At 30.8% G+C, this 23055-nt stretch carries 24 protein-coding genes and 1 pseudogene; 5 read left to right on the top strand and 20 right to left on the bottom strand.

Annotation, left to right across the window (positions count from 1 at the left end):
- From ACREVX_RS04175 to ACREVX_RS04155, 5 genes and pseudogenes are all read left to right on the top strand, one after another.
- Nucleotides 1-117 (top strand): annotated as a pseudogene (locus ACREVX_RS04175) (electron transfer flavoprotein subunit alpha); the annotation flags it as partial.
- Nucleotides 118-303: 186 nt separating this feature from the next.
- The gene (locus ACREVX_RS04170) at nt 304-1668 is read left to right on the top strand and encodes a sigma-54 interaction domain-containing protein (RefSeq protein ID WP_431542901.1); all 1365 of its coding nucleotides are present in this window, start codon (nt 304-306) and stop codon (nt 1666-1668) included.
- 800 nt (nt 1669-2468) lie between these two features.
- Complete coding sequence (locus ACREVX_RS04165) at nt 2469-4004, top strand: acyl CoA:acetate/3-ketoacid CoA transferase (protein ID WP_431542912.1); 1536 nt, start codon at nt 2469-2471, stop codon at nt 4002-4004.
- A 51-nt stretch (nt 4005-4055) separates the two neighbouring features.
- On the top strand, nt 4056-5435 hold the full coding sequence (locus ACREVX_RS04160) for a GntP family permease (RefSeq protein WP_431542900.1): 1380 nt from the start codon (nt 4056-4058) through the stop codon (nt 5433-5435).
- A 28-nt stretch (nt 5436-5463) separates the two neighbouring features.
- Nucleotides 5464-5880, top strand: a complete 417-nt coding sequence (locus tag ACREVX_RS04155; RefSeq protein ID WP_431542899.1) for a MaoC family dehydratase — start codon at nt 5464-5466, stop codon at nt 5878-5880.
- A 95-nt stretch (nt 5881-5975) separates the two neighbouring features.
- On the opposite strand, the gene ACREVX_RS04150 is transcribed toward ACREVX_RS04155, so the two are convergent.
- The 20 genes from ACREVX_RS04150 to ACREVX_RS04055 all read right to left on the bottom strand — a co-directional run bounded on the left by ACREVX_RS04150 (nt 5976) and on the right by ACREVX_RS04055 (nt 23045).
- A complete protein-coding gene (locus tag ACREVX_RS04150) occupies nt 5976-6134 on the bottom strand; it encodes a hypothetical protein (protein WP_431542898.1) in 159 nt (52 codons plus the stop codon).
- 27 nt (nt 6135-6161) lie between these two features.
- On the bottom strand, nt 6162-6995 hold the full coding sequence (rnhB, locus tag ACREVX_RS04145) for a ribonuclease HII (RefSeq protein ID WP_431542897.1): 834 nt from the start codon (nt 6993-6995) through the stop codon (nt 6162-6164).
- 129 nt (nt 6996-7124) lie between these two features.
- Complete coding sequence (gene ylqF / locus ACREVX_RS04140; RefSeq protein WP_431542911.1) at nt 7125-7973, bottom strand: ribosome biogenesis GTPase YlqF; 849 nt, start codon at nt 7971-7973, stop codon at nt 7125-7127.
- Nucleotides 7974-7980: 7 nt separating this feature from the next.
- Entirely contained in the window at nt 7981-8493 is a 513-nt protein-coding gene (lepB, locus tag ACREVX_RS04135; RefSeq protein WP_431542896.1) for a signal peptidase I, read from the bottom strand.
- Between the two features lie 84 nt (nt 8494-8577).
- Entirely contained in the window at nt 8578-8925 is a 348-nt protein-coding gene (rplS, locus tag ACREVX_RS04130; protein WP_431542910.1) for a 50S ribosomal protein L19, read from the bottom strand.
- Between the two features lie 177 nt (nt 8926-9102).
- Nucleotides 9103-9822 (bottom strand): tRNA (guanosine(37)-N1)-methyltransferase TrmD, encoded by a 720-nt coding sequence (gene trmD, locus ACREVX_RS04125; protein ID WP_431542909.1) that lies wholly within the window; start codon nt 9820-9822, stop codon nt 9103-9105.
- A complete protein-coding gene (rimM, locus tag ACREVX_RS04120; protein ID WP_431542895.1) occupies nt 9819-10319 on the bottom strand; it encodes a ribosome maturation factor RimM in 501 nt (166 codons plus the stop codon). Before rimM ends, trmD begins: the two co-directional genes overlap by 4 nt.
- 83 nt (nt 10320-10402) lie before the next feature.
- Nucleotides 10403-10630, bottom strand: a complete 228-nt coding sequence (locus ACREVX_RS04115) for a KH domain-containing protein (protein WP_431542894.1) — start codon at nt 10628-10630, stop codon at nt 10403-10405.
- A 34-nt stretch (nt 10631-10664) separates the two neighbouring features.
- Nucleotides 10665-10907, bottom strand: coding sequence for a 30S ribosomal protein S16 (gene rpsP / locus ACREVX_RS04110; RefSeq protein ID WP_431542893.1), 243 nt, complete (start codon nt 10905-10907; stop codon nt 10665-10667).
- Nucleotides 10908-10950: 43 nt separating this feature from the next.
- Complete coding sequence (ffh, locus tag ACREVX_RS04105; protein ID WP_431542892.1) at nt 10951-12300, bottom strand: signal recognition particle protein; 1350 nt, start codon at nt 12298-12300, stop codon at nt 10951-10953.
- 10 nt (nt 12301-12310) lie between these two features.
- A complete protein-coding gene (locus ACREVX_RS04100) occupies nt 12311-12658 on the bottom strand; it encodes a putative DNA-binding protein (RefSeq protein ID WP_431542891.1) in 348 nt (115 codons plus the stop codon).
- A gap of 121 nt (nt 12659-12779) precedes the next feature.
- Nucleotides 12780-13691: a signal recognition particle-docking protein FtsY gene (ftsY, locus tag ACREVX_RS04095; protein ID WP_431542890.1), complete on the bottom strand. Its 912-nt coding sequence runs from the start codon at nt 13689-13691 to the stop codon at nt 12780-12782.
- Nucleotides 13692-13743: 52 nt separating this feature from the next.
- Nucleotides 13744-17298, bottom strand: a complete 3555-nt coding sequence (gene smc / locus ACREVX_RS04090) for a chromosome segregation protein SMC (RefSeq protein WP_431542889.1) — start codon at nt 17296-17298, stop codon at nt 13744-13746.
- Between the two features lie 232 nt (nt 17299-17530).
- The gene (locus ACREVX_RS04085) at nt 17531-18622 is read right to left on the bottom strand and encodes an elongator complex protein 3 (RefSeq protein WP_431542888.1); all 1092 of its coding nucleotides are present in this window, start codon (nt 18620-18622) and stop codon (nt 17531-17533) included.
- Entirely contained in the window at nt 18615-19316 is a 702-nt protein-coding gene (rnc, locus tag ACREVX_RS04080) for a ribonuclease III (protein WP_431542887.1), read from the bottom strand. Before rnc ends, ACREVX_RS04085 begins: the two co-directional genes overlap by 8 nt.
- A 168-nt stretch (nt 19317-19484) precedes the next feature.
- Nucleotides 19485-19718 (bottom strand): acyl carrier protein, encoded by a 234-nt coding sequence (acpP, locus tag ACREVX_RS04075; protein ID WP_431542908.1) that lies wholly within the window; start codon nt 19716-19718, stop codon nt 19485-19487.
- A gap of 69 nt (nt 19719-19787) precedes the next feature.
- A complete protein-coding gene (plsX, locus tag ACREVX_RS04070) occupies nt 19788-20780 on the bottom strand; it encodes a phosphate acyltransferase PlsX (RefSeq protein WP_431542886.1) in 993 nt (330 codons plus the stop codon).
- Nucleotides 20781-20945: 165 nt separating this feature from the next.
- A complete protein-coding gene (gene rpmF, locus ACREVX_RS04065; RefSeq protein ID WP_216305459.1) occupies nt 20946-21131 on the bottom strand; it encodes a 50S ribosomal protein L32 in 186 nt (61 codons plus the stop codon).
- Nucleotides 21132-21143: 12 nt separating this feature from the next.
- Nucleotides 21144-21644: a YceD family protein gene (locus ACREVX_RS04060; RefSeq protein WP_431542885.1), complete on the bottom strand. Its 501-nt coding sequence runs from the start codon at nt 21642-21644 to the stop codon at nt 21144-21146.
- 210 nt (nt 21645-21854) lie between these two features.
- Nucleotides 21855-23045 (bottom strand): acetate/propionate family kinase, encoded by a 1191-nt coding sequence (locus ACREVX_RS04055; protein WP_431542884.1) that lies wholly within the window; start codon nt 23043-23045, stop codon nt 21855-21857.
- Nucleotides 23046-23055: the final 10 nt, after the last annotated feature.

The following is a 23055-nucleotide window of genomic DNA, read 5'->3' as shown; positions in this document are numbered from 1 at the left end:
ATAAATACAGATGCAACCGCACCTATCATGAAAGCTGCTGATGTAGCAGTAGCTGGAGATTTCTTAAAAGTTATTCCAGAAATGATAGCTCAAATAAATACATTAAGAGATAAATAATTTTATTTGAAGCGATTTTGATGTATTTTTACATCAAAATCGCTTTTTATTATATAATTATTTAATAATTATTAAAAAAGTATATAAATAATGCAGAAACTACTTTTAAAAAATCTAAAAATAAACTAATATATTAGTATTAAATTAATCTTTAGACGCACTATATATTAGGGAGCTGGTTTTATAATGGATTTCGAAGAAGACGCTATAGAAATATTAAAAACAGTTGTAGATAATGCTTATGATGGTATTGTGATTGTAGATAAAAACGCAATTATAACTATGATTAGCAAATCATATTGTGACTTTATAGGTATCTCACAGGAAAATGCTATTGGAAGACTAGTTACAGATGTTATCGTAAATACAAGAATGCACATAGTTGCACAAACAGGTGAAATTGAAACTGCCCAATTGCAACAAATAAATGGAAGTTACATGATTGCAAGTAGAATACCTATAATTAAAAATGGTGAGATACTTGGTGCAATTGGTAAAGTCTTATTTAGAAATGTTAAAGAATTAAATAATCTTTATAGTAAAATTAAAAACATGAAAAAGGAAATTGAAACCTATAAAACTCATTTTAAAGAACTTAATACTGCAAGTTACTCCTTTGATGATATTATAGGAACAAGCGCGGAAATTCATATAGCTAAAGCTGTTGCACGGAAAGCCGCTCAAACTCATTCTAACGTACTTATACTTGGTGAGAGCGGTACCGGAAAGGAATTATTTGCTCATGCAATACACCTAGCCAGTGATCGAATGTATGCACCTTTTGTAAAAGTTAATTGTGGTGCTATACCATCCGACTTATTAGAATCTGAGCTTTTCGGTTATGAGGGTGGTGCATTTACAGGCGCTAAAAAAGAAGGTAAAGCAGGAAAATTCGAACAAGCAGATGGAGGAACAATATTTTTAGATGAAATCGGCGATATGCCCCTTCATATGCAAGTAAAGCTTTTAAGAGCTATTCAAGAAAAAGAGGTTGACAAAATTGGCGCTATAGGAAGTAAAAAGGTTGACATTCGTATAATAGCCGCAACAAATAAAAATCTTGAAAAATCTATGCATAAAGGTAACTTTAGGCAGGATCTTTATTATAGATTAAATGTAGTAACTATTCTCATTCCTGCTCTTCGAGAGCGCAGAGATGATATATTACTAATTGCAAATCACCTTATTAACAAAATCTCTAAGGACTTAAACAAAAAAGTTATTGGTGTCTCAAAGGATTCAGAATTTTTTCTAAAAAATTATTCTTGGGAAGGTAATATTCGTGAACTCGAAAATATATTAGAACGAGCTATTAATCTAATGGAGAACAGCAATATTATTTATCCAGTTGATTTACCTAGTGGAATTACTGGAATAAAAACAAATAAAATCATTAAAAGTCTTGAAGAAACTATCTTTGAAGCAGAAAAGCAAGCTATTATGGATGCGCTTCAATCAACAGATGGAAATAAAACTAAAACAGCAAAAATCTTAAAAATTGGAAGAACTAGCTTATATGAAAAAATCAAAAAATATAATATTCCCCAATAAGTGTTTTTAAAAATGATAATGATTACATGAAATGTGTCCCATTTAACGTACGTAGTTTCTAATTTATTATACAATTTTCAATATTTAATTAATAAATTACAATATAAATCTGTTTTGTGCGAAATATTCCAAAAAGATTGCTAGTTTAATTTTATTTTGGAAAAATCTCGAAAGCGTAACTAATACAGTTAATAAAGGAGCAATCGGTTCACTCCTTGCAATTGCAAATACTTCTTCTGAAGTTGATTATGGAAATGTTATTAAAACATTAGGAGGTTTTGCTATACTTCAAGCTGGCATCCTTGCGATACCAGGCTCCCCTCTTGTTTCATTAGCTGCATCTACTAGTATTCTTGCAGGTATAACCGGTATGAATCATAAACAATCTTACTTAGATATAGGAATGTGTACAGTTGTTATTCCGTTCAAAGCAACAATTGTATGTATTATATTTGGATCTATGGGAGTTGTGTAATGAATAATTACTAATATACAGCATTTCTATCATTGAATCGTTCATTTACTAGAACAGTATTGATAGAATCAAAAAATAATGTTCGTTATTCTGAACAATGTGATAAGGTTTACATTGAACATGTTCTATTTACAGTACATGTTTTACGACTAATGATAAAAATTCTATATTAAACACCTAAAAATTCTGTGTAATTCAAATTTTTTTAATAATTTTATTGGCACAACAATTGCTAATTATAATTTTGAATAGCTTAACTAATAATTGTAAGGAGTTTGACTAATACTATAATAAAAGAAGGAGGTAGAAAAAAGTGAAAAAGATTATGTCTAGTGACGAAGCAATTTCTTTAATCAAAAATGGTGATACTATTGCTGTTGGAGGATTTATCGGTTGTGGCCACCCAGAAGAATTAACAATAAAAATTAGCGAGTGTTTTCTTGAAAAAGGTGCCCCAAATAATTTAACTTTAATATATGCCGCAGGGCAAGGTGATTCAAAGCTAAAAGGTTTAAACCACCTTGGAGAGGAAGGTTTAGTTTCAAAGGTAATAGGCGGTCATTGGGGACTTGCTCCTAAACTTGTAAAACTCGCTATCGAAAATAAAATTCAGGCCTACAATCTTCCTCAAGGTGTTATATCTCATCTTTATAGAGACATTGCCGCAGGAAAACCCGGAACTATAACTCATGTTGGTTTAAAAACTTTTGTAGATCCTAGAATTGATGGCGGTAGATTAAACTCTTGCACCAAAGAAGATATAGTTAAGATTATTGAAATTGATAATAAAGAATACTTATTTTATAAAGCTTTTCCTATTAATGTGGCACTTATTCGCGCAACATATGCTGATGAAAGTGGAAATGCCACTATGGAAAAAGAAGCCGTAACATTGGATGGGTTATCTATGGCGCAAGCAGCTAAAAATTCTGGAGGAATTGTAATTCTTCAGGTTGAAAAAATAGTTGCCAATGGTTCTCTAGATCCAAGAAAAGTAAAAATTCCAGGAATACTTGTTGATGCAATAGTAATTTCAAAACCAGAAAATCATATGCAAACTTATGCTGAGCAATACAACCCTTCTTATAATGGTGAAATAAAAATGGCTTTAAGTGATCTCCAGGGTTTGAAATTAAATGAGAGAAAAATAATTTCTAGAAGAGCTGCAATGGAACTTATCCCAAATGCTATTACTAATCTAGGAATAGGAGTTCCCGAGGGAATATCTATGGTAGCAAATGAAGAAGGTATTGGTAGTGAACTGAAAGTTACTTTGGAATCAGGTCCAATAGGTGGAATTCCTGCAGGTGGTCTAAGCTTCGGAGCTTCAATAAATCCTGAAAGCATAATAGATCAAAGTAATCAATTTGATTTTTATGATGGAGGCGGTCTTGATATAGCATTCCTTGGCCTTGCTCAATGCGACGTAAAAGGAAACATTAATGTTAGTAAATTCGGCCCTAAAATTGCAGGTTGTGGTGGTTTTATTAATATAACTCAAAATTCTAAAAAAGTTATTTTCTGTGGAACTTTTACAGCAAGTGGATTAAGTATAGAAATTCTAGATAATAAGTTAAAAATAATAAGAGAAGGCAAATTAAATAAATTCATTAAAAATGTTGAGCAAGTTACCTTCAGTGGTGAATATGCCGTAGATGTGTCACAGCCAGTCTTATACATTACAGAAAGAGCAGTTTTTAGATTAACTAAAGAAGGCGTTACTTTAGTAGAAATTGCCCCAGGAATTGACCTTAAAAAGGATATTTTAGCTCATATGGATTTTAAACCAATAATTTCAGAAACTTTAACTTTAATGGATGAAAGAATATTTGGTGAAAAACCAATGGGAATTAAATTATAATTCGACTTCGTAAATTTCTAAAAATAATTTAAATTAAAGGGAGGACTTATCATGTTAGGACTTATTGGTATTATTATTTCTTTAGGACTTTTAATGTATTTAGCCTACAAAGGCATTTCAGTTCTTATTTTAGCTCCAGTTTTAGCAATACTCGCCGTTTTATTTCAAACAGGACAGAGTCATGTTTTAGCTAACTACACTGAAGTTTTCATGGTTAATTTTGCAGCATATGCTAAAGCCTATTTCCCAGTATTCTTATTGGGTGCAATCTTTGGTAAAATAATGGATGATTCAGGAGCAGCAAAATCTATAGCTTATGCCATTAGCAGTAAACTAGGAAAAGATAAAGCAATACTTGCAGTAGTTTTATCTTGTGCAATATTAACATATGGCGGAGTTTCACTATTTGTAGTTGCATTTGCGGTATATCCTATTGCAGCAGCATTATTTAAAGAAGCAGGTATTCCAAAAAGATTTTTACCTGCATCTATTGCTCTTGGTGCATTTACATTTACTATGACAGCTTTACCAGGAACACCTCAAATACAAAATGCTATTCCAATGCCTTTCTTTGGAACAAATGCATATGCAGCTCCAATCATAGGACTTATAGGAGCTGCTGTAATGTTTGGAGGCGGTATGTTATGGCTTACGCATAGAACGAAAAAAGCTATGGCTACAGGAGAAGGTTATGGCGATCATGCAGAAGAAGTAATCAAAGAAGTTGATTTATCTAAATTACCTAAGTTTGCACTTGCTATAACCCCAATAATTTTAGTACTAGTGGTTAACTATTTATTAGGTAAATATGTGTTTGCTACAATGAATGGAGATTACTTAAAGAATTTCGGAGGAATTAAAATTTCAAGCGTACAAGGTATATGGAGTTTAATTTCAGCATTAGTCGTTGCCATAGTTGCTAGTTTGATTTTATTTTGGAAAAACATTCAGGATGTTACCAATACAGTTAATAAAGGTGCTATCGGTTCACTCCTTGCAATTGCAAATACTGCATCAGAAGTTGGTTATGGTAATGTAATTAAAACACTGGGTGGATTTGCTATACTTCAAGCTGGTATTCTTGCTATACCAGGATCACCTCTTGTTTCCTTAGCTGCATCTACTAGTATTCTTGCAGGTATAACTGGTTCAGCATCAGGCGGCATGAGTATTGCGCTTGGAATATTAGGTAAAACTTATATGCAAAAGGCCCAAGTACTGGGAATTAGTCCACAAGTGCTCCATAGAATAGCAGCAATGGCATGTGGTGGACTTGATACACTTCCACATAATGGAGCCGTAATAACCCTACTTGGTATAACAGGTATGACTCATAAACAATCTTATATAGATATAGGAATGTGTACAGTTGTTATCCCACTTATAGCTACAATAATATGTATTATATTTGCATCAATGGGAGTAGTGTAATTTATAGAAAATAAGGGAGGAATTATTAATGAAAGGTTTAACAATGAAAGAACTAAATATCGGAGATAAGGATTGTTTTGAAAAAACTATAAGCGAATCTGATGTATATCTTTATGCAGGTATAACTGGAGATTTAAATCCCGCTCACATAAATGAACGAGAAGCACAAACAACAATGTTTAAAGGTAGAATCGCACATGGTATGCTTACTGCAGGTTTTGTATCAGCAGTACTAGGTACGAAATTACCTGGACCAGGCACAATTTATTTAGGACAAGAACTTAAATTTACAGCACCAGTTAGATTCGGTGATACAATAAAAGCTGAAGTTGAAGTTATAGAAAAAAAGGAAGAAAAAAATATAATGAAATTGAGTACAACATGCACTAATCAAGATGGAGTTGTTGTTCTTAAGGGCACCGCAACTGTAATGCCACCTAAATAATGATAAATAAGAACTGTATTGGATTATTTCAATACAGTTCTTATTTTTATTGATTTTTACTTACGTAAAATTACTTTTAAATATGATTTTTTAGATTATATCCTCCAATACTTAAGATTATATTTTAAATCTCCTTGAGTTTTAGCCTTAAAATCATACTCAGTGGTTACTATAAGATCGAATGCAGTAACACTAGCACCCCTTTCAATTAATAGCTTACATACATCCACAGCAGGGCTTAATCCTATCATCATTAAATCATCTCCTGCGGAGCTGCAGTATTACTTATTAATATTTTCACCTAAAATATTTTTCAAAAAACTTTTTCTATGTATTGGTATCATTCCGTGTTCTTTTATTGCAAGCACATGCTCCTGCGTTCCATAACCAACGTTCCTATCGAACCCATAGCTAGGATATTCATTATGATATTGTACCATAAGCTCATCCCTATATACTTTTGCAATAATAGAGGCACACGCTATGCTTATACTTAATGTGTCTCCCTTTATTACGGATTCATTTAAACCTAAATATTTTTTTATTTTATAACCATCAGATAAAACTAAATCTGGTTTAATAGTAAGCCCCGCGCAGCATTCTAGAAATACTTGATTGTTGCACCAAACAATACCCTTTTCATCTATCTGTTTATTATCAATAGCAATAATTTTATAAGCTAAGGCTTTTTCTTTAATAATATAAGATAGTTCTTTTCTGCAAGCTATTGATAATTTTTTAGAATCGTTTGCTCTTAATATTAAATCTTTATCTGTAATTAAATCCAAATCTAGTACTACTGCCGCCGCAACTATTGGTCCAGCTAATGGTCCTCTACCAACCTCATCTACTCCAGCTACATATTTATAACTACCAAAACTTCTGTCAAACTCATACATTTTTCTTACCCTTTGAATCTCCTTTACTTTTAGCTCTAGTGTTTTAGAAATTCTGCTACCTAATTTGTGAATAGTTTTTCTATTGTCTAACAATAACATATTGGATAAACTTCTTTTATCGTCATCATTAAAAACGTTTTCAGTACTTTCTATATTTAATAAATATTCTTTTATTTCTTTATAACTCATCACTGAAAAATCAACATCTAATTTCATAATATTTACTCCTTACTCTCGCTTAATTATAATAATAGGACATCTTAAAAATTACTAAGATGTCCTATATACCTTTAAATAAAATTTTCTTGTTCTTGTAATAATTTTCTTATGAAATTTTAGAATTGCCTATATTTCAACTCTTTCTAATGATATAGGTCCTAATTTTCCACCTCTAAATTCGTCTAAAAGCATAACTGCGACTCTATTATAGTCAATATTACCCTTAGAAATTACAGATCCCCTTATTTTAGCTATATTATCTAAATTATCTAAAGGATTCTCCATAATCTCTGTTAGTTTATATCTTTCCATAAGCCTTTGTCCATTATTAATTTGAAGTCTTTCAACTAATCTAAGTGCTAATTCCTCAATATCTATAACTTCATCTTTTACAGCACCTGTAAATGCCAAATTAAGTCCTACTGTCTCATCTTCAAACCTAGGCCATAATACACCTGGAGTATCCATTAGTTCTATTCCTAGACTAGTTCTTACCCATTGCTTGCTTTTAGTAACTCCTGGTCTATCTCCAGTTTTAGTAATGTTATTTTTTCCTAATTTATTTATAAAAGAAGATTTACCTACATTAGGAATACCAACTACCATAACTCTCGTAACAATATTCACTAACCCTTTTTTCCTTTGCCTATCGTGTTTTGTTTTCAATAACTCATCAAGTGTGATTTTTATACCTTTTAACCCTTGACCTGTAATACAACTCACAGCTAGTGGCCTTACAGTATCAGTTGTAAGTTTTTCTATCCATTGTTTAGTCACTTTATCTTCTGCTAAATCACTCTTATTGAGTAATATTACTCTAGGCTTATCCTTACATATTTCATCAATTTGTGGATTCGCACTTGATTTAACTATTCTTGCATCTCTAATTTCTATTACAGCATCAACAAGTTTTAAACTCTCTTGAATTTGTCTTCTTGTCTTAGCCATATGACCTGGAAACCAATTTATCGTCATTGCCATACTATCTAATCCTCCCCATTTTATTGAATGGATAAAGCCTTATAACTGCTTTTCCTTCCAAAAGATTGAGTTTTACAAACCCTATGTCGCGACTTCTGCTATCTTTACTGAAATTTCTATTATCTCCTAAAACAAAAATTGAATCTGCAGGTACCATAGTTTCATCATAGTCTTTCATAAATATTTCATTTTTATAAAATTCATTAACAATTTTTCCATTTATGTACATTCTATTATCGCTAATTTTAACCGTATCTCCAGCAACTGCTATAACTCTTTTTATTAATCTTTGGCGAGTGTCAGCAGGATACTTTATTACTACAATATCATTTCTTTTAGTAGCTACTATCTGTTTTGATAACTTTTCTAGTATTAGTTTATCATTATTTTGAAGTGTTGGCATCATAGACTCGCCATTTACCACCACTATTTGAAATATAAAATTTATAATAAATACAGCAATCAAAAGTGAAATTGCTATAGACTTTACTAATTCAAAAATTTTGCCTTTCAATATAACACCTCTTAAAAATTAAAAAAATCTCTATATCCAAGTTAATAATTAGTAAAAGTAAAAAGGGACTTTTCAGCCCCAATTTTATCTCATTCTTTCTTTAACCTTAGCAGACTTACCAACTCTATCTCTTAAGTAGAATAGTTTAGCCCTTCTAACTTTACCGAGTCTTACAACTTCGATTTTATCTATTACTGGAGCATTAACTGGGAATGTTTTTTCAACACCAACACCAGATGCTACTCTTCTTACTGTGAAAGTTTCTCTTGAACCACCGTGTTGTCTTTTTAAAACGGTTCCTTCGAATACTTGGACTCTCTCCTTGTTACCTTCACTAATTTTAATGTGAACCTTAACAGTATCACCTACATTAAAAACTGGTAAGTCAGTTCTGATTTGTTCTGCTTCTATTGATCTTATAATATCTAACATGTGCATTCCCTCCTAAATTTTATTGTGACGTTCTTGATCATTAAACCATGACAGAGGACCGTCCGTACTAGCACAAACTCCACTATACCATAAAAATGTATATATATCAACATAAAAACAACTTTATCCTTATGTATGTAGATATTCTAAACATTAATTGAAAATTTAAGCTTAATACTATTTTACATTTCCATTTTTTAATAGTCTTTTATCTTCTAAAGTAAGCTTAAGGCTTTCAAACAAATCTGGTCTCTTTTGTTTAGTTATTAGTAGAGACTGAAGTCTTCTCCATTTCCGTATGTTTTCATGATGTCCAGAAATCAGTACCTCTGGAACATTTACGTCCTCAAAACACTCTGGCCTAGTATAATGAGGATACTCAAGTACTCCATCATAAAAAGATTCTTCTGTAAAACTCTCAGAACATGATAATACTCCAGGAACCAACCTACAAATACTATCAACTATCGGAATACATGCCATTTCTCCGCCCGTCAAAACATAGTCCCCTAAGGAAATTTCCAAATCTATATAATCATAAGTTCTCTCATCGATGCCTTCATAATGACCACATACAAATATTAATTCTTTTTCACCACATAGCTTTTTTGCCATATCTTGAGTAAAAGTCTTGCCTCGTGGTCCCAAAAATATAACTTTTCCAGCATTATGAAGTTTAATATCCTTAATGGAGTCAACTAACGGTTGCGCTTGCATAACCATACCAGCACCACCACCATAAGGGTAATCATCTACTTTTTTATGTTTATTTGTAGTATAATCACGAATATTATGTGATGAAATATCCAGTATATTTTTCTCCATAGCTTTTCCAATCATACTATAATTGAAAACATCAAACATTTCAGGAAATAAAGTTAGTATGTCTATTTTCATTCTTGCCATTCTTTAACTGGCTTAATTATTATCTTGCGATTAGTAATATCTATACTAACTACAATATCCTTAAGCACAGGAATAAGTACTTCTTCTTCTTTATTATTACCCTTAACCCAATATACATCGTTACCTGGTGTATGAAGAACATCAAATACTTTCCCAAGTTCAACTCCAGTATTATCATAAACTACGCAATCAATTAAATCCGCTACATAGTAACTATCCTCTGGCAATTCAACCGCATCTTCTCTTTTAACCATCAAAAACTTATTCCTATATAATTCGGCCTGTTCTATACTGTCTATACCCTCGATCTTGAGTATTCCTCTATCATGTTGAAGTTTACAACCCTCAACTTTTCTTAGCTGTCCATCAATATAAACATTTTTTAATGTTTTGAATCTTTCAAGATCATCAGTTAATGAAAAAACTTTAACTTCACCCTTTAATCCATGTGTTTTACCTATTTTACCTACACTCATAAATTCTTCCATCTAAAATCCTCCTTCCATAATTACTTTACTAAATCTACAAATTTAAAATTTAATTAAAATAAGAGTTAGGTTGAACCTAACTCTTACTTTATTTCAACAACCACTTTTTTATTTTCTTTAACAGCAGCTGCCTTTACAACAGTTCGAATAGCTTTCGCAATTCGACCTTGTTTTCCTATAACCTTACCCATATCACCATGTGCCACTGATAATTCAAGAACTACCATATGTTCATGTGCTACTTCATTTACTACTACCATCTCTGGTTTATCAACTAAATACTTTGCCAATACTTCAAGTAACTGTTTCATGGAAAACTCCTCCATTCATTACTTACAAACTTTTCTAGTTGACTGCTATTTTGTTAAGTAACCTTTTAACTGTATCAGATGGTTGTGCACCATTCTTCATCCATTTAGTTGCTTTTTCAACATCTATTTTAATAGTAGTTGGCTCTGTTGTTGGATTGTAGTATCCTATTTCTTCAATAAATCTACCATCTCTAGGAGATCTTGAATCTGCTACTACTACTCTATAAAATGGAGCATGTTTAGCACCCATTCTTTTTAATCTTATTTTAACTGCCATGTATATCACCTCCTTAAATTTATTTTTTTTGCATGTTATATTATTAAAAAGGCATTTTACCAAACATACCTTTTTTACCAGGTTTTTGGAGTCCTTTTGCTTGCTTCATAAATTTCTTTGCCATCTCAAAATCTTTTAACACCTTATTTACTTGTTGTACTAAAGTGCCTGACCCATTAGCAACTCTCTTTTTTCTAGAAGACGAACTACTAATTAAGCTGGGATGGCTTCTTTCAGATATTGTCATTGAGTTTATAATAGCTTCAACTTTTCCCATTTCTTTTTCACCTTGAGAAAGATCTACACCCTGCAATTGTTTCTTATTAACACCCGGCATCATTTCAACTAATTTATTCAATGGTCCAAGTTTTTTCATTTGTTGCATCATTGCTAAATAATCCTCTAGATTAAATTCTTTGGAAAGCATTCTACTTCCAAGTTCTTTTGCTTCACTTTCATCAAAAGACTGTTGTGCTTTTTCAATTAATGAAAGTACATCACCCATACCGAGTATCCTTGATGCCATTCTATCCGGGTAGAAAACTTCCAAATCACTCATTTTTTCTCCAGATCCAACAAATTTTATAGATTTTCCAGTTATTGCTTTGATAGATAATGCTGCTCCACCTCTTGTATCTCCATCAAGTTTTGTAAGTACAACTCCAGTTATATCAAGCTGTGAATTAAAGCTTTCTGCTACATTAACTGCGTCTTGACCTGTCATGGAATCTACAACTAACAATATTTCGCTTGGACTTACAGCTAATTTTATATCTTGTAGTTCATTCATTAGATTTTCATCTATATGAAGCCTTCCAGCTGTATCTATTATAATTACATTATTACCATTTTCTTTAGAAAATGCTATTGCTGCTTTTGCTATATCTACAGGACTAACCTTATCTCCCATTGTAAATACTGGAACATCTATTTGTTTTCCAACTACCTGCAATTGTTTAATTGCTGCTGGCCTATATACATCACAAGCAACCAATAGCGGTTTTTTATTTTTTCTTTTCATAGAAAGAGCAAGTTTGCCACCCATCGTAGTTTTACCAGCACCTTGAAGTCCCACAAGCATTATAACTGTTAACCCATTTATTGAAAACTCCAACTTACTTTCTGAATTACCCATTAAACTTGTAAGTTCATCATTAACAATCTTTATAACCTGTTGACCTGGTGTAAGACTTTGCATTACGCCATTACCTAAACATTTCTCACTAACATTTTTTACAAAATCTTTAACTACCTTATAATTAACATCAGCTTCAAGTAATGCTAATTTTACTTCTCTCATAGCATCTTTAATATCTTTTTCAGAAAGCTTACCCTTACCTTTTAATTTTTTTATGGTATCCTGTAACTTAGAGGATAATCCTTCAAAAGCCATAATAAACCTCCTAAATATTTTCAATAACTTGTTTTTTTATGTCACATATAATTTGATTCATTTCTTTATCTTTTATAGTAGTCTGCAAATCATTTAATTTCAATACAATATTTTGTAGGTTTTTTTTAAGTATATGATCTTTACTTAATAATTTTAATTTTTCCTCATATACCAAAAGTATGTTATCAGATCTTTTAATGGCATCATGAATAGCTTGCCTACTGGTATTATTTATTTCTGCTATTTCTGATAATGACAAATCATTATTAAAATACAAGTCCATTATGTTTTTTTGCTTTTGTGTAAGCAATTCACCATAGAAATCTAATAATAAAGAAATCTCAAATCTTTTTTCCATTTCCTTTTCTTCCATATAATCACCGACTCACAAATCATATATTATCAGAATTTATGTATGGTGTCAAGTAGTTTTACTTAACAGCTGTTTTTTTTATCAAAACAGGATAAAACTTTCAATTTTAAAATAATGCTTCCACAAAATCTTTTGAGTTAAACTCTTGCAGATCTTCTATAGCTTCACCGACTCCTATATATTTAACTGGTATATTTAATTGTCTTTTTATGGATATTACAACTCCGCCCTTAGCTGTACCATCTAATTTTGTTAATATTATACCGTCAATTGGACATGTCTCCATAAATTGTTTTGCTTGTTGTATACCATTTTGACCTGTTGTAGCATCAATTACTAGCAAAGTTTCTAAATGTGCCTCACTATATTCTCGGTTAATCACTCTGTTAATTTTTGCAAGTTCATCCATAAGATTTTTCTTGTTATGAAGTCTACCAGCCGTATCACAAATTAACACATCAATTTTTCTTGCCTTCGCGGCTTGAACAGCATCAAAAACTACAGCGGCTGGATCAGAGCCCTCTTGATGTTTTATTAGTCCTACACCTGCCCTACTGCTCCATATCTCCAATTGATCAATTGCTGCCGCTCTAAATGTATCTGCTGCGGCAATGAGCACTTTATTTTTGTTTTCTTTTAAAATTGATGCCATTTTACCAATAGAAGTAGTTTTCCCAACTCCATTAACCCCAATCACCAAAATCACTCTTGGAAGCAATTCATTATCATTTAGGTTTTCATCTTGATCTAATATCTCCATTAAAACTTCTTTCAAACAAGGTATAATTTGTGTTGGTTCTTTTATTTTATATTCTTTCACCTTTTTTCGAAGTCTTTCAATGATATAAATAGAAGTATCTACACCTATATCTGATGTAATTAATATTTCTTCTAATTCTTCATATAAATCATCATCAATCACTAAGGCTAAGTTTAATACTCCGCTAACCTTCTGAGTAATATTGTTTCTAGTTTTTGTTAGTCCATCTTTTAATTTATCAAAAAATCCTCCAAACATCTTAATCCTCCTTTGGGCGCTCTTTAGCGCAAAACCATTATAATATACTATTTTATTTTTTGAAATCCACAGATACTATTTTTGACACTCCCTTTTCCTCCATGGTAACTCCGTACATTACGTCGCCTGCCTCCATAGTTCCTTTTCTGTGCGTTATTATAATAAACTGAACATTATCTGAAAATCTTTTTAAGAACTCTGCATATCTTACTACATTTGCATCGTCTAAAGCCGCCTCTATTTCATCCAAAATACAAAATGGTGTTGGCTTCATCTTTAATATAGCAAATAATAGAGCAATTGCAGATAAAACTTTTTCTCCTCCAGACATTAAATTTATATTTTGAAGTTTCTTACCTGGTGGTTGCACGTTAATATCAATTTTTGCTGTGAGTTCATCTCCATCTGTAAGTATTAAATCTGCACTTCCACCTTGAAATAGTTCTATAAAAGTTTCATTAAAGTTGTGCCTTAATATAACAAAATTTTCAGCAAATATCTTTTTCATATTAGCCGTCATTTCATCTATTACAGTTAATAATTCATTTTTAGCAAGCACCAAATCTTCTTTTTGAGCATCCATAAATACAAATTTTTCTTTAACTTCTTTGTACTCTTCAATAGCACTTACGTTAATTTTGCCAAGAATTGATATTGCAGTTTTTAGCTGAACTATCTCTTCTTTAAGGCTATGGATATCTTCTATTTCGATTTTAAATTGTAACGCCTCTGCATATGTTAACTCAAAATCATCATTCAATTTTCGGTAGTAACCATCCTTTTCCATAACAATCTTAGCAAGGGATAATTCACATTTATGTTGTTCCTTCTCCACTTTTTCAAGCATTAAAGAAACATTATCTAATCGATAAACACCTATTCTTATATGCTCTTTAATTTTAATTCTTTCTACTTCATTATCTTCAAAGTTTTTTTCCATCTTCTCTAATGTAGTATTTATTTCAGATACTTTCACTTGAGAATTTTGGATAGATTCTTGACTTGCTTTTTTATTTTGTTTTGCTTGTTCTATCTCATTAGAAAATACTATTATTTTTTTATTATCTACTTGTATTTCAACTTTTAGTCTTTGAATTCCGGAAAATTTATTGTTCATTGTTTCATCAATTTGAGCTTTTTTTATCTTAGAATCAATAATTAATTCTTTTATGTTTTCAATTTCAGCTAATTTATCTTTTAATTTAAAATCAACATTCTCCAAATTTTTCTCTATTCCTTCTTTTAAAATACTCATCTGGGCAATAGAGTTGTTATTTTCATTAATTTCTTTATTTATTTGTTTAAGTTCGATTTCCTGAGAATTTTTTTCAGTCTCTGAATTCATAATATTGTTTTTCAATTTATCTGTTTCATCTTCTATTGTATTTATTTTAGCTTCTACCTTTGTAACTTCAATGTTTTCCAGATGAATTTCATCCTTTAAATTTAAATTTTCTTCATTTAACTTTAAAATTTTAGATTTACTTTGTTTTATTTTTTCTAAATTAATAAATGATTCATTTTTTAAAGTATCTAAATTTTTAGCTAGTTCTTGTATTTGCCTTTTTCTACCAATTATATTTGAAGTCTTAGAATAGATACTTCCACCAGTAAGAGACCCTCCAACATTTATAACCTCTCCTGCGAGCGTTACGATTTTATATCTAAAATTATTACGCTTAGATATTTTAAGAGCCGAGTCCATATCATTACATATAATTGTTCTCCCTAGAATGAATGCTACAACTTCACTGAACTTTTCATCATACCCTATTAACTCACTAGCAATCCCAACAAATCCACTTATGTTTTTAGTTTGATTATCAATAACAAGCTTTTTGCCCTTAATAATATTAAGCGGTAAAAATGTTGCACGCCCTAAGTTGTTTGCCTTCAAATAATTTATTAACGTTTTTGCAACTATTTCATCTTTAGTTATTATATGGGATATACTGCCACCTAGTGCAATCTCCACTGCTATCTCTAATTGTTTTTCAACCTTTATATTTTCTCCAAGTACAAAACATTCATGAATATTGCAAACCTTACCTTCATTTACGTGCAACATTAAATTTTTTACTGATTTATTATAACCTTCATGTTTTTTTTCTAAGGCTTTTAGAACATTAAAACTGGCTTCAGTTTTATTGATTTTGAAATTACATTCCTTCATAATTTTCTCATCAAAATTCAAAATGTTTTGAAGCTTTAAAGTTTCATTTTTATTTTCACAAAGTTTTTTTTCATAATCAATTATTATTTCTTTAAATTCCTTCATACGCTCTATAAATGTTATTTTTGCGTTAGCATTAATTTCCATTGAGCTTTGGAAGTTTTCTATGGTATTTTTAAGCGAACCTATTCTTGATTTACATATACCAATATTATTATTTAAAATTAATAAATTATTGCTTATTTTAATAGTTTCAGATATATTTTTTTCCTCTTGCTTTTTAAAAATTTCCGCTTGATCACTTTCAATAGCTATATTTCCCTTAATAGTTTTGATTTTCACTTCGTCTGATTGAATTTTTTCTACTATTTTAATTCTAGTATTTTTTATGTTATTCAAAGTCTTGTCTTCAATTTCTAAATTTTTTTTAAATTCTAATATTTTTTTATGAACATTATCGCTCTCATTTGATGTTTTATTTATGTCTTTTTCTAAATTTCCTATTCGTTCATTTAGGATATTAATTTGAGAAACACTGTTTTGATAAATTAGTTTATTATCATAATATATTTGCTTTTCTTGTTGGCTTTTATCATCAAACTTTTCAGACTGACTACTGTACTCATGCACATCTTGCTTTAACTGTTTTTTTTCTTCTTCATTACTAAGAACTTCTTCATTTAATTTATGAAATTCGTTTTCTAATATTTTAATTTTTAACTCAACTTTATTAATAGAGTCAATAATTATACTAACCTCTTTGCTCTTAAGTTCTTCAAAAAGTTTTAAAAATTTCTTTGCTTTTTCACTTTCATTTTTTAACGGCTCTAATCTTTCTTCATAAGTGCTTAAAATGTCTTCTATTCTAACCAAATTTAGATCTGTGTTATCCAATCTCTTTTCCGCTTCTTCTTTTCTAGTCTTAAACTTAACAATTCCTGCAGCCTCTTCAAAAAGTTTTCTTCTTTCTTCAGTTTTACCACTTAAAATAGCGTCAATTTTGCCTTGACCAATAATTGAGTATCCTTCTTTCCCTATGCCGGTATCCATAAATAACTGTTGAACATCTTTTAATCTACAGGATGTATTGTTTATTAAATAATCACTTTCTCCAGAGCGATACAATCTTCTTGATATCGTCACATTTGCATAATCAATATTCAGCTCACTTTGACTATTATCCAAAGTAAGCGAAACCTGAGCAAGTCCAACTGGTTTTCTAAATTGTGTACCTGCAAATATTACGTCCTCCATTTTGTCCCCACGAAGGCTTCGTGCACTTTGTTCTCCAAGTACCCATCTAACAGCATCAGAAATATTGCTTTTACCGCTTCCATTAGGTCCTACTACCGCCGTAATGCCCTTCTTAAATGTTAATTCTGTTTTATCTGCAAAAGATTTAAATCCTCTTATTTCAATAGATTTTAAGAACATTACAACACTCTCCTATATTTACCTGAATAATACTGGTAATACGAAACCTATAATGAAAATTATAACTATACCGTAAACCATTACCTTTGTATATTTATCTCTTGTTTTCCTTTTCATAATTCACCTCATATTTTTATTTTTGTACGTCTTTTTTTATACAAATAAAGTATATATTACTCCAGTTCTTTCAACGTAATATATACTTTATTTGTAGAAACATTTACTAAAAAAACTAAACTCCTTGTTTATATTTAACGCATGAATATTCATATATAGTTTTTATAAAGCATTTTTCACCAATACATATACTAATGCTTCCTCGCTCTACATCTTTATCTTGCAATACCTCTACTCTAATAGCCTCTATTTGTTTTTTCATTTCATTAAAATAGCTTTTTCCATTAGCATAAAGTTTGGAAATATCTTTTGGATTTATTGTAACAATTACTTTATTTAATGTAGACTCTTGATCAAAACTTTTAATAATAACATCATAAAGTAAATCACTATATATGCTACCCTCAACAAGTTCTCTAAACGCAGGATGAAATGGTCCTGCAACCAAATCATGGCCTTCTGAAATCTCATCAGTTGGTTGTAACCCTATTCTAATCACATTGATCTCTCTCGCAACCATCATAATGTAAATACTCTTGCTTATATTTACCGCTTGACTTAATGTATAAGGTAAAAATTTCTTATCTAGATACATTTTTTCCATTTGCGTGTCCTTAATTACGAGCGCCGGATATATTCTACATATATCCGGTTTAAGATTAATAACTCCTTTTGCCGTTTCAATATCCTTATTTGCATTATCACCTGGTAATCCTATCATTATTTGATGTCCTAGAATAAAACCATACTGCTTTATTAGTTTTGTAGCATTTTCTACATCTTTTGCTGTATGACCTCTACCTGATTTGAGTAGCACCTCATCATCCAATGATTGTACCCCTAGTTCTATAATATCCACAGAATATTTTTTTAAATTAATTAATATATTATCATCAATATAATCCGGCCTTGTTGATAACCTAATAAACTTTATTTTATTATCATCCTTAAACTTCTTTGCAACAGTTAAAAGTTCTATCTGTTTTTCCATTTTTATAGCAGTAAAAGTTCCTCCAAAAAAAGACACTTCAATAATAGCATCATCTTGCTTTATTGTTTTTAAATATTCATTTACGGTTCTCGTAACAAAATCTGAATCAACTTTTGATGATGTACCTGTTATGCTATTTTGATTGCAAAACACACAATCATGTGGACAGCCTTCATGTGGAACGAATATAGGTATAATGTAGTGTCGATTACTCATGCACAGCCTCCTGACCACGCATAACTTCTTTTGCTGCATTCTGCTCTGCTTCCTTTTTACTAAATCCATGTCCTGAGCCTTTTATAACATCATTTATTATTAAATTAACAAAGAACTCTCTTCTATGTGGTGGGCCTTCAAATTTTACAAGTTCATATCGAATATTAACTTCTCCATTTTGCTGAAAAATTTCCTGAAGTTTAGTCTTATAATCTAATACTATCTCATTACTAATTGCTTTTTGAATTGTAACTTTAAAGTTATCAAGTATAAATGCCCTAGAATAATCTATCCCTTTGTCCAAATATACAGCTGCGATTACTGCTTCAACACAATCAGCTAGTATTGAAACTCTATGTCTACCACCAGTAATTTCTTCACCTTTACTCATATTCATATACTTTCCAAGGTCCCATCCACTTGCAATTTCGCATAAAGAATTTTCACAAACTATTAAAGACCTGATTTTAGTTAAGAAACCCTCAGGCTTTTGCGTAAACCTTAAATATAGGTATTCTGATATTATAAGTTGTAATACAGAATCCCCAAGGAACTCTAATCGTTCATTAAACTCAACCCTTTTTTTCTGATTTGCATATGAACTATGTGTTGTTGCAACCTTTAATAGCTCTTTATTAGTAAAATTAAGTTTAAGTTCCTTCTCAAGGTCCTGTAATTTTATATCATTTTTCATAATTATTACTCCTTTTCGGAAGTTTATTTGCATATTTTTCTTCATTTAAAAAAGTCATTCAAGTTTATTATTCAATTTACTTTAGCTTTTTATATAAAATATTTTCTATAGTAAATTCAAAAATAAGCTTGAAGAAACTCAATGCCCCCAGTGATGCGGGGCCATAGGTTATTCCTCAGAATGGGCTTTAATATACTCAACAATATCACCAACAGTCACAATTTTCTCAACATCTTCATCAGGAATTTCTATATCGTATTCCTCTTCTAAAGACATAATCAATTCAACTATATCAAGGGAATCAGCACCTAAATTATTCATAAAAGATGACTCCATTTTTATTTCTTCTTCATCTATGCTTAATTGTGATGCAATGCATGCTCTAATTTTTTCAAACATAATATTTTCACCTCCTTTATTTTAAATTATACATAAAAATTATTTGAAATTATCATTTATATTCTTTTCATCCTAAGATAATTTTTCTATTTCCAGTTTTAATTTATCTACCACCTTATTTTCGTAAAATATAGTAGCCTGACCAATTGCATTTTTAAAGGCTTTAGCATCTGAATTCCCATGGGCTTTTATGCAGATTCCGTTTACCCCAAGGAATGCAGCCCCACCATATTCTTTATAATCAAAATCTTTTTTAAACTTTCTAAAAACAGGTTTTAATAAAATCCCTCCAATTTTAGTTTTGAAAGATTTCATTATTTCTGCTTTTAACAAATCAAATATCGTAGCAACTGTGCCTTCATATAATTTAAGTATTACATTGCCTGTGAAACCATCACAAACTAAGACATTAACATCACCAGTTGGAATTTCTCTAGCTTCTACGTTACCTACAAAATTTAAATTTGCCCCTTTCAATAACTGATGAGCAGACTTTGAAAGTTCATTACCTTTTTCTTCTTCAGTACCTATATTCACAAGGCCAACTGATGGATTATTCATCGTTAAAATGTTTTCAAAATACGTTTTCCCCATAAGTCCAAACTGTACTAAATAATGAGGTTTACATTCCGCATTTGCACCACAATCAATTATCATAAATGGCCCGTTTTTACCCGGAACTACTGGGGCTAATGCTGGTCTATCTATACCTTTTATTCTGCCTACTATTAATGTACATCCAGCTAAAAAAGCTCCAGTGCTTCCAGCTGAAATAATAGCATCTGCCTCACCACTTTTCACAAGATTTAATGCTTTTACCAAGCTTGATCCTTTTTTACGTTTAATTGCCATTACTGGATGTTCGTTTGTACTGATAACTTCCTTAGCATCAACAATCTTAATTTTACTTGTGTCATAGTTATATTTTCTTAGTTCCATTTGAATTAAATCCTCAGGTCCAGTTATTAATATATCTACGTCATATTCTTTTATTGCTGAAATGCATCCTTCAACCACAGCATTTGGGGAAAAATCTCCACCCATACCATCTACAACAACTACCATTTTAAACCTCACTTTAAATGTGCCTTTAAACCAAAAGACTTATATTATATCTACCTTTATATTATATACCATATCGCCAAATTATTCCTATCATTTAAAATGCTAAAATTAAATATAATTACATTTTTATCTGAAAATAAAAAAGAAAGTCTTTCGACTTTCTTCTTATTTTGCTTCCATAACAACTACTTCTCTATTTTTGTAATATCCACAGTTTTTACATACTCTGTGAGCAAGCTTCATGTCGTGGCACTGAGGGCACTCAACTATTCCTGGTAAACCAAGTTTAAATGTTTGCGCTCTTCGAGAATCTCTTCTACCTTTTGAAAATTTTCTAGCAGGATTTCCCATTGTAACACCTCCTTAATCAGTTGAAAACAAATTTTTTAATTTTGCCAACCTTGGATCAACATCATCAAATTCACATTTACATGAACTATGATTTAAATTGATTCCACACTGATGGCATAAGCCTTTACAATCTTTATTACAAAGTTTTTTTATAGGCAGAATAGAAATGATATTATTTTCCACAATTTCATTTAGATCTAATCTATCATCTTCAATAAAAATAATATCCTCATCTTCACTCTTTAGAGTTTTCGATAGTCTTTCATTTAATTCAATATGTATTGAATAAGAAAAGGTCTCAAGACACCTAGAACAAGCAAGTAATAGTTCAGCCTCAATACTCCCAGTTAAATCTATTTCATCACCATATGGCTTCAAAAGCAAATCTAACTTAACTGGCTTAGAAAACCCTATAAATTCATTATCATAGAAAAATTTTTCTTTTTCTAAATCTAATTGAATTTTTTTTCTTGTTTTTTTATTGCTAAATAATTCTGAAATATCTATTAACATACTATTCACTCTGAATTACTAAATTCAATTTAGTTTTTTCTCGTATAAAGAAAAATCTTTATACCTTGTATAAATAAATTATACAGCTCGAGCAAAGCTTCTGCGTCCCTCCTAACTAAATTGTTTTTTACTTACATCAAACACAGTTTATTATATAAACAATCAAGTAAAAAGTCAAGAATTATTTATCAAAATCCTTATATGATTTTATTATATTAAATCCAATGTGTCTCTTGCAATTACTAATTCTTCGTTTGTTGGTATAACAAATATTTTAGTTGTTGAATCATCAGTGCTGATTTCTGCGTCTTTTCCGCGAGTATTATTCTTAGTTTTATCTATAACTGCGCCAAAAAACTCTAATCCACTACATATTTGCTCCCTAGTTTCCGGAGAATTTTCACCAAGTCCTGCAGTAAATACAATTGCATCTACTCCACCCATTACTGCAACATAAGAACCTATAAATTGTTTAACTTTATAACAGAATACATCAAGTGCAAGTTGTGCCCTATGATTTCCATCTTTCCATGCAGCATCTTCTATATCCCTAAAATCACTGCTTACTCCTGATATTCCTAGCACTCCAGATTCTTTATTCATCATATCATTTACTTGTTCAATAGTTAGATTCTTTTCTTTCATAATATATGTTACTATAGCTGGATCAATACTTCCACATCTAGTTCCCATAGCTATTCCTTCAAGCGGAGTAAAACCCATACTTGTTTCTACTGATTTACCATTTTGAATTGCAGCAGTACTTGCTCCATTTCCTAAGTGACAAGTAATTAATTTTAAATCCTTTATGTCCTTACCCATCATCCCTGCTGCTTTACCCGAAACATATCTGTGAGATGTTCCGTGGAATCCATATTTTCTAACACCATAATCAGTATAAAGATCATATGGAAGTGGGTATATGTATGCACATTCTGGCATTGTTTGGTGAAATGAAGTATCAAATACAGCTACCATTGGTACATTTGGCATAAGCTCTTTGCAAGCGTTAATTCCAATTATGTTAGCTGGGTTGTGAAGAGGTGCTAGTTTTGAACATTCTTCTAAAATCTTCATTACTTCATCATTAATTGCAACTGATTGCGCATATTTTTCACCACCATGAACTACTCTATGTCCTACAGCTCCTATTTCTGATAATTCTTTAATAACGCCATGCTGAGCATCTACAAGAGCACCAATTACTAATCTAATAGCATCTGTATGATCCTTCATTGCTTCTTCAATAATATATTTCTCTCCATTAACTTTTTGTGTTAATTTTGATCCTTCTATTCCAATTCTTTCTACAAGTCCAAGGGCTAAACATTTTTCATTTTCCATGTCTATCAACTGATACTTAAGAGATGAACTTCCACAATTTATAACTAATATTTTCATAAATTTGCCT

The organism is Clostridium sp., assembly GCF_050717545.1.
In the GTDB taxonomy this organism is placed as follows: domain Bacteria; phylum Bacillota; class Clostridia; order Clostridiales; family Clostridiaceae; genus Clostridium_AD.
The sequence above is the reverse complement of the archived record's forward strand: the minus strand, read 5'-3'. Positions and strand labels throughout refer to the sequence as shown.

Coding starts and splice junctions, on each gene's coding strand:
- ACREVX_RS04170 (WP_431542901.1), top strand. CDS start 304: ATGGATTTCGAAGAAGACGCTATAGAAATATTAAAAACAGTTGTAGAT.
- ACREVX_RS04165 (WP_431542912.1), top strand. CDS start 2,469: ATGTCTAGTGACGAAGCAATTTCTTTAATCAAAAATGGTGATACTATT.
- ACREVX_RS04160 (WP_431542900.1), top strand. CDS start 4,056: ATGTTAGGACTTATTGGTATTATTATTTCTTTAGGACTTTTAATGTAT.
- ACREVX_RS04155 (WP_431542899.1), top strand. CDS start 5,464: ATGAAAGGTTTAACAATGAAAGAACTAAATATCGGAGATAAGGATTGT.
- ACREVX_RS04150 (WP_431542898.1), bottom strand. CDS start 6,134: ATGATGATAGGATTAAGCCCTGCTGTGGATGTATGTAAGCTATTAATT.
- rnhB (WP_431542897.1), bottom strand. CDS start 6,995: ATGAAATTAGATGTTGATTTTTCAGTGATGAGTTATAAAGAAATAAAA.
- ylqF (WP_431542911.1), bottom strand. CDS start 7,973: ATGACGATAAATTGGTTTCCAGGTCATATGGCTAAGACAAGAAGACAA.
- rplS (WP_431542910.1), bottom strand. CDS start 8,925: ATGTTAGATATTATAAGATCAATAGAAGCAGAACAAATCAGAACTGAC.
- trmD (WP_431542909.1), bottom strand. CDS start 9,822: ATGAAAATAGACATACTAACTTTATTTCCTGAAATGTTTGATGTTTTC.
- rimM (WP_431542895.1), bottom strand. CDS start 10,319: ATGGAAGAATTTATGAGTGTAGGTAAAATAGGTAAAACACATGGATTA.
- ACREVX_RS04115 (WP_431542894.1), bottom strand. CDS start 10,630: ATGAAACAGTTACTTGAAGTATTGGCAAAGTATTTAGTTGATAAACCA.
- rpsP (WP_431542893.1), bottom strand. CDS start 10,907: ATGGCAGTTAAAATAAGATTAAAAAGAATGGGTGCTAAACATGCTCCA.
- ffh (WP_431542892.1), bottom strand. CDS start 12,300: ATGGCTTTTGAAGGATTATCCTCTAAGTTACAGGATACCATAAAAAAA.
- ACREVX_RS04100 (WP_431542891.1), bottom strand. CDS start 12,658: ATGGAAAAAAGATTTGAGATTTCTTTATTATTAGATTTCTATGGTGAA.
- ftsY (WP_431542890.1), bottom strand. CDS start 13,691: ATGTTTGGAGGATTTTTTGATAAATTAAAAGATGGACTAACAAAAACT.
- smc (WP_431542889.1), bottom strand. CDS start 17,298: ATGTTCTTAAAATCTATTGAAATAAGAGGATTTAAATCTTTTGCAGAT.
- ACREVX_RS04085 (WP_431542888.1), bottom strand. CDS start 18,622: ATGAGTAATCGACACTACATTATACCTATATTCGTTCCACATGAAGGC.
- rnc (WP_431542887.1), bottom strand. CDS start 19,316: ATGAAAAATGATATAAAATTACAGGACCTTGAGAAGGAACTTAAACTT.
- plsX (WP_431542886.1), bottom strand. CDS start 20,780: ATGGTAGTTGTTGTAGATGGTATGGGTGGAGATTTTTCCCCAAATGCT.
- rpmF (WP_216305459.1), bottom strand. CDS start 21,131: ATGGGAAATCCTGCTAGAAAATTTTCAAAAGGTAGAAGAGATTCTCGA.
- ACREVX_RS04060 (WP_431542885.1), bottom strand. CDS start 21,644: ATGTTAATAGATATTTCAGAATTATTTAGCAATAAAAAAACAAGAAAA.
- ACREVX_RS04055 (WP_431542884.1), bottom strand. CDS start 23,045: ATGAAAATATTAGTTATAAATTGTGGAAGTTCATCTCTTAAGTATCAG.